Here is a 5,330-nt window from a genome sequence, read left to right on the forward strand (position 1 = left end):
TGACGCGCTTGCCGATCTTCGTCGGCCTGCCGGGCGGCAGCCGCTCCGGTGATGGTCGCCGCCTCGGCGTTGCGCTTCGCCTCGGCCAGTTGCTGCCGCAGTGAAGTCCCTTCCGCGCGCAGGGCACCACAGTCCGCATCCGTTGCCCGCCGCTTCTCCTGCTCCAGCGCCAGGGCGGCCTTCGTACGTGCCAACTCCAAGGTGAGCTCCTCGGCGCGCGTCTCGGCCGACGCACGCGCCTGCTGCTCGCGCAACAACAGGCCGCGCGATCTCTCGTACGCGGTCGCCATGGCGCCGCGGGCGACGGTGACGATGCCATCGGCCAGAGAGGCCGCGGCATCCGGCTGCGCCTGCCCGGTCGCCGCAGCGATGGTCGCGACGCTCCGCGAGGCAGCATCGAGTTCCTCCCGCAGCCGCGCCGCCTCCGCCGTCGGCTCCGGCATCGTCACCGTCCTGTCGCTTGCCTCAGGAACGGCGGTCCCGACGGAGCCCGGTTCGGGCGCGCGCGCTTTCCGTTCCGCGTCGCGGGCCTCCAGGTAGTCGAGCACCATCGCGTGTATTCCGCTCCACAAGGCGCGGTCATGCCAGTCAACGACAACACCGCGAGGAGCTTCGACCTTCACCATCCCACCCGTTTCCCGGCTGAAACGAACCCCTTGCGCTTCCAGCTCTTCGATCCGGACGACGGCCCGAGCCAGACGCGCCGATATTTTGTCGGGCGCTGCGCGTCTGGATTTTTCGAGTTCCGCCACGATGGTGTTGAATTGATGAGGCATCACATCCACTCCTCCAAAATCCAGAGCACGCCCCTCGACGACCGGGTGATAGGCCGGACCGAGCGGCACCTGGGAAAGCGGTTCAGGGATTGGCCCGGCGGCGGCGCCGAGGTCCTGCTGTTGACGGTGGCGATGCCACTTCGACCGCTGAGATACGCGATGGGTCGCCCCGGTTTCGGCCAAGACCTCGTTGCACAGCCGCTCCCACAGCTTACGGCTTCCGATCAGAAAGGCCTTCCGCGACAGGTCGCGGTCCTTCGGGCCGAGGGCGCCGTCGACGAGCGGGCGCGTCGTTGCCAGAACGTGCGCGTGCGGCTGGTAGACGACGAAGCGCCCATCGGGCAATTCCAGGGCGTGGGGGCCGTCCACCGGGGGAGCGCTGGGGACACGGGCCACCGGGATCACCGGCCACGCGGGATCGACCGTGTTCGCCAACTTCTCGGCGGCGGCCGGCACCCTGGGGTCCAGGGGGCGCCCGTACAGGTGGACCGCAATGTCGGCGATCAGGTTGCGTGCCACGAGGTGCTCATCGACGAAGCGCTCGACCGACCGGATCGATGTCGCGATGGGGACCTCCCGGCTGAGCGACAGCGTGTATTGCAGCGCCAGCGTCGCGTCACGGCGCCGTTCGCTGAGTTCCACCCTGGTCCACAAGGTCTGCCGGTCGGCGCACCAAGCGGGCGCGCCCGCGGGCACGCGGATGTCGGTGTGGTGGACACCGGACTTGGCCGTGAAGTCCACGACCGCGGACACAGGGTCCTGCCCCTTCGCCGCCCACACCTCCCGCAGGTCGGCGCCGATGGTCAGACCGACCCCAGCTTGGTAAGCGGCCGCTGCGATGACGGTGCGGAACCGTTCACCGGATTGATAAGCCGCTGACGCTCCGGCCTTCGCGCCGGCGCCACGGGAGAGCATGCCCTGTTCGATGCGAAAGTATCCCAGGTCCGCCACGGCATCGGCGCCTCCACGCCGTCGTCGATCCGGCAACCGGCCCTGGCCGGCCCCGGAGGCGTTGCGGCCCGCCGCAACGCCTAACTGCACACTTCTTCGCTCGAGGCTGCCCGTGGCGAGGGCCCGAGGTCCGACGCCCGGGCAGCCTGGTCCGGAAGGAAGCGTATGGAGGGTTCCGACCCGCCGCATCGGGCGCCGGGCAATTTTCTGCGCCGTTTGGGTGAAATGGTGGACCCGAGCGGCCCGCAGGCGGAGGGGTGGGATCGACGTGGTTGGCGACGGTAACACCGGTATCAGGTGTCGCTACCCGGTAGCGCTACCGCGGTATCACCTCACAATCGTCCGGCTTGGACCGGAACCGTCAAGATTCCGTCGCCGCAGCCCTTTCCTGGCATCGCAACTCATCCAGATACTCAGCCGGCCGACAGCACGGCCGCCCAAACCGTAGTCCCCGCAGAGGTTCTGGATGTCCTGCTCCCAGCCCACCCATCCCCTGATCACGCATGAGTCCGTCTCGGAAGCGGTCAGCAAGATCGTGTCGAAGGACCACGCCTATCCGTCATACCGCCGCATCCGCGCCGAAATTGGCGGGGGTTCCCTGCGCGACGTATCGCGCTTCATCCATGACATCAGGAAGACCGCCCCTCACCTCTTCGTCATTCAGAAGGGCGCGGTCAGCGCGTCACGCGATGTGTTCGCAGGAGGGCTGGTCGACGTCCAGTCCTGCGCCGCGGCCGAGCAGATGCGGCGTGCCATCGACGGCACCTTGACGGCCTTCATCGCGTCGATCGACGCCCTGCGGCAGGAGGAGAGGCTCCTCGCCGCGGAGCAGCACACCACCGCGCTGGCAGCCCTGCAGAGCGAAAGCGCGGCTTGCCGGAGCGAACTGCACACCCTGACGGCCGAGATCGCTGAACAGGAGCAGGGCTATGAGGATCTGGCGCAGGAACACGACCGGATCATGGAAGACCGCAACCAGCTGGCGGTGACGGTCGCCGAGCAGGGCGCGGCGCTGACCCGGATGTCCGCGGAGATCAAGGATTGGCAGCGGCAGGCGGCGGACGCGCAAGCCGCTGTGGAGACCGTGAACCGCCTTCTGTCGGAAGAAAAGGCTGCCCTCCTGCGCTCCTCGCTGCAGCTCGACCAGCTGCGTTCTGAACTGACCGACAAGCATCAGGTGGAGCAGGCGCTGGACGAAGCGCGCCGCGAGAACGCCCGCCTGCGGGGGCGGCTGGAGGTTCTGGAGCCGTTGGCGGCGACGCTCGCGGCATCCGCCCATCGTGAAGCCGGTGGCAAGGTGAAGCCCGGCAAGCAGGGCTCGCTGGGGTTGCCGGCCACGGCCGCGCCGCCCGGCTCCTGACCGCACCGATGACCGGGTTGGCGTCGACGACGCCGATCTGCCGCTGTTTTCCGCTCCTGCCGCCATCGGACCATATCGTCATGGCCGCTCCCACCATGGACTTTCCACCCGTGACCCACACCACCGACTCCACCGCCGCGACGACGGCGCCCGCTGTCCAGCCGCCCCAGCAGGAGCCGCGGACCGTTCCGCTCGAGAAGCTGCTCGGATTGGCCCGCATTCTGGCGCGCCATGAGATGCGCCGGCGGCCGTCCCAGGCCGGCTTCATGACGTTCGCTGCCGGCCTCGCCCTTGTTCTTCTCGCCGCCCTGATCGCGTTCTCCCTGAAGGCCCTGCGATGACCGTCCTCCACCACCCCCGACTCCGTGCCGTGATCTACGCCCGCTACTCGACCGACAAGCAGCGCCAGGAATCGATCGCCGACCAGATCGAGCTGTGCCGGCGTTACGCCGTCCAGCAGGGCTGGGACGTGGTGGATACCTACACGGACGCCGCGATCAGCGGCGCCTCCCGGCACCGCCCGGGCTTTCTGAAGCTGGTGGATGACGCCGGGCGCCGCCGCTTCGATGTCGTGGTGTCGGAGGGCATCGACCGTCTGGGCCGACGGTTGGCGGACACCTCAGATCTCTTTGACCGCCTCAACTTCCACAATATCAAGCTGTACACGCCCCACCTCGGCGAGATCACCACGCTCCACATCGCCATCATGGGCATGATGGCGCAGGTACAGCTCAAGGAGACCGGTCAGAAGACCCGACGCAGTCATCTCGGCCTCGCCAAGGAGGGACGTGTTCCCGGCGGCAAAGCCTATGGATACGACATCGTCGACGGTGACAAGGCTGGTGGCGGGTACCGCCGCATCAACGCGGACGAAGCCGCCGTTGTCCGCCGCATCTTCACGCTGTACGCCGACGGCATGAGCCCCCGCGCCATCGCCCGCCTGTTGAACGACGAGAATGTTCCAGGTCCCAGGGGGAGGAGATGGGTCGATACCACGATCCGCGGACAGGTCGCCCGCGGGACCGGTATCCTCAACAACGCCAATTATGCCGGCGTTCTGGAATGGGGACGTTGCGAGTTTGTCAAGGATCCGGGCACCGGCAAGCGCGTCGCCCGCATCAACCCTCAGGAAAAGCGGGAGATTGTCGAAGTCCCCGAGTTGCGCATCATCGACGACGTTCTGTGGAACCGCGTCAAGGTGCGACAGGAGGCGGTTGCCACCGAGATCGGTCGGGATGAGCAGGGCAACGCTCTGAACCGCGTGCATCGGCGGCGCTTCCTTCTGTCCGGCGTGCTGGTGTGCGGCGTCTGCGGCGGCCGCTACACCATCATGGGCAAGGACCGCTACGGTTGCGCCGGGCACCGGAATTCCGGCACCTGCCCGAATGACCGCACCATTACCCGGCAAGCGATCGAGGGCCGTGTTCTTGCCGGGCTGAAGGAGCGCCTGCTCGGCGCCGACGTGGTCGCCGCCTTTATTGAGGAGATGGTCGTGGCGCATCGGCGTGAACAGGCCGAGGCGCGGAACCGGCGCGGGGATCGGGAGCGCGCTCTCGCCGAGGTTGACCGGAAGATCGCGTCGATTCTGGAAGCAGTGGAGAAGGGACTGTACAGCCCATCGCTGAACGCGCGGCTGTCTGCCCTGGAGGCCGAGCGTGCTGCGCTCTCCACCGAGATCGGCGCCCTGAGGACGGAGGCGCCGGAGATGCTGCTGCCGGCCAACCTGCCGGAGCTGTACCGGCGGAAGATCGCGGAGCTCGAGTCCGTGCTCGGTGACGGCGACGAGGGGATGGCCGCGATGGAGATGATCCGGTCCATGGTCGACCGCGTCGTGCTATCCCCCTGCCCCTCGGGCGCCGGGCTGGAGGCCCAGCTTCATGGCGACCTGCTGGCAATCCTGGAGGCGTGCGCCGAGGCGGACCTGAAACGCCGACAGCCCGCCTCGTTGGAGGCGGGGTGTCAACTGTCGGTGGTTGCGGGGGCAGGATTTGAACCTGCGACCTTCAGGTTATGAGCCTGACGAGCTACCGGGCTGCTCCACCCCGCGGATGGTCCTTGGGAAGGGACCGTGTGCGACGATTGTCAAGTGCGTGCGGAACCTGCTGCGTCCACGTTTCTGGATGGCGTGGCGTGTGCCGTGGTGACCTGGCGGCGACCTACTCTCCCACGTCTTAAGACGCAGTACCATCGGCGCTGAGGCGTTTCACGGCCGAGTTCGGAATGGGATCGGGTGTTGGGAGCCT

At 67.7% G+C, this 5,330-nt stretch carries 4 protein-coding genes, 1 tRNA gene and 1 rRNA gene; 3 read left to right on the forward strand and 3 right to left on the reverse strand.

Features of this window, described 5'->3' with window-relative positions; all coding sequences use genetic code 11:
- Positions 1-1,727 (reverse strand): MobA/MobL family protein (locus GBZ26_RS26455; RefSeq protein WP_345772074.1); only part of this gene is annotated, 1,727 nt, incomplete at its 3' end.
- Positions 1,728-2,193: 466 nt separating this feature from the next.
- Between GBZ26_RS26455 and GBZ26_RS26460 the strand changes: the two genes are divergently transcribed.
- The 3 genes from GBZ26_RS26460 to GBZ26_RS26470 all read left to right on the forward strand — a co-directional run bounded on the left by GBZ26_RS26460 (position 2,194) and on the right by GBZ26_RS26470 (position 5,101).
- Positions 2,194-3,087, forward strand: coding sequence for a hypothetical protein (locus GBZ26_RS26460; protein WP_174441390.1), 894 nt, complete (start codon positions 2,194-2,196; stop codon positions 3,085-3,087).
- A 110-nt stretch (positions 3,088-3,197) separates the two neighbouring features.
- Positions 3,198-3,428, forward strand: coding sequence for a hypothetical protein (locus GBZ26_RS26465; RefSeq protein WP_174441391.1), 231 nt, complete (start codon positions 3,198-3,200; stop codon positions 3,426-3,428).
- On the forward strand, positions 3,425-5,101 hold the full coding sequence (locus tag GBZ26_RS26470; protein WP_174441392.1) for a recombinase family protein: 1,677 nt from the start codon (positions 3,425-3,427) through the stop codon (positions 5,099-5,101). The genes GBZ26_RS26465 and GBZ26_RS26470 overlap by 4 nt, the downstream gene beginning before the upstream one ends.
- Here GBZ26_RS26470 and GBZ26_RS26475 read toward each other — a convergent pair.
- Both GBZ26_RS26475 and rrf read right to left on the reverse strand, forming a co-directional pair.
- Positions 5,058-5,134, reverse strand: a tRNA-Met gene (locus tag GBZ26_RS26475). The genes GBZ26_RS26470 and GBZ26_RS26475 overlap by 44 nt on opposite strands.
- Positions 5,135-5,230: 96 nt before the next feature.
- Positions 5,231-5,330 (reverse strand): 5S ribosomal RNA (gene rrf, locus GBZ26_RS26480); the annotation flags it as partial.

Source organism: Azospirillum formosense (assembly GCF_013340925.1).
Lineage (GTDB): Bacteria > Pseudomonadota > Alphaproteobacteria > Azospirillales > Azospirillaceae > Azospirillum > Azospirillum formosense.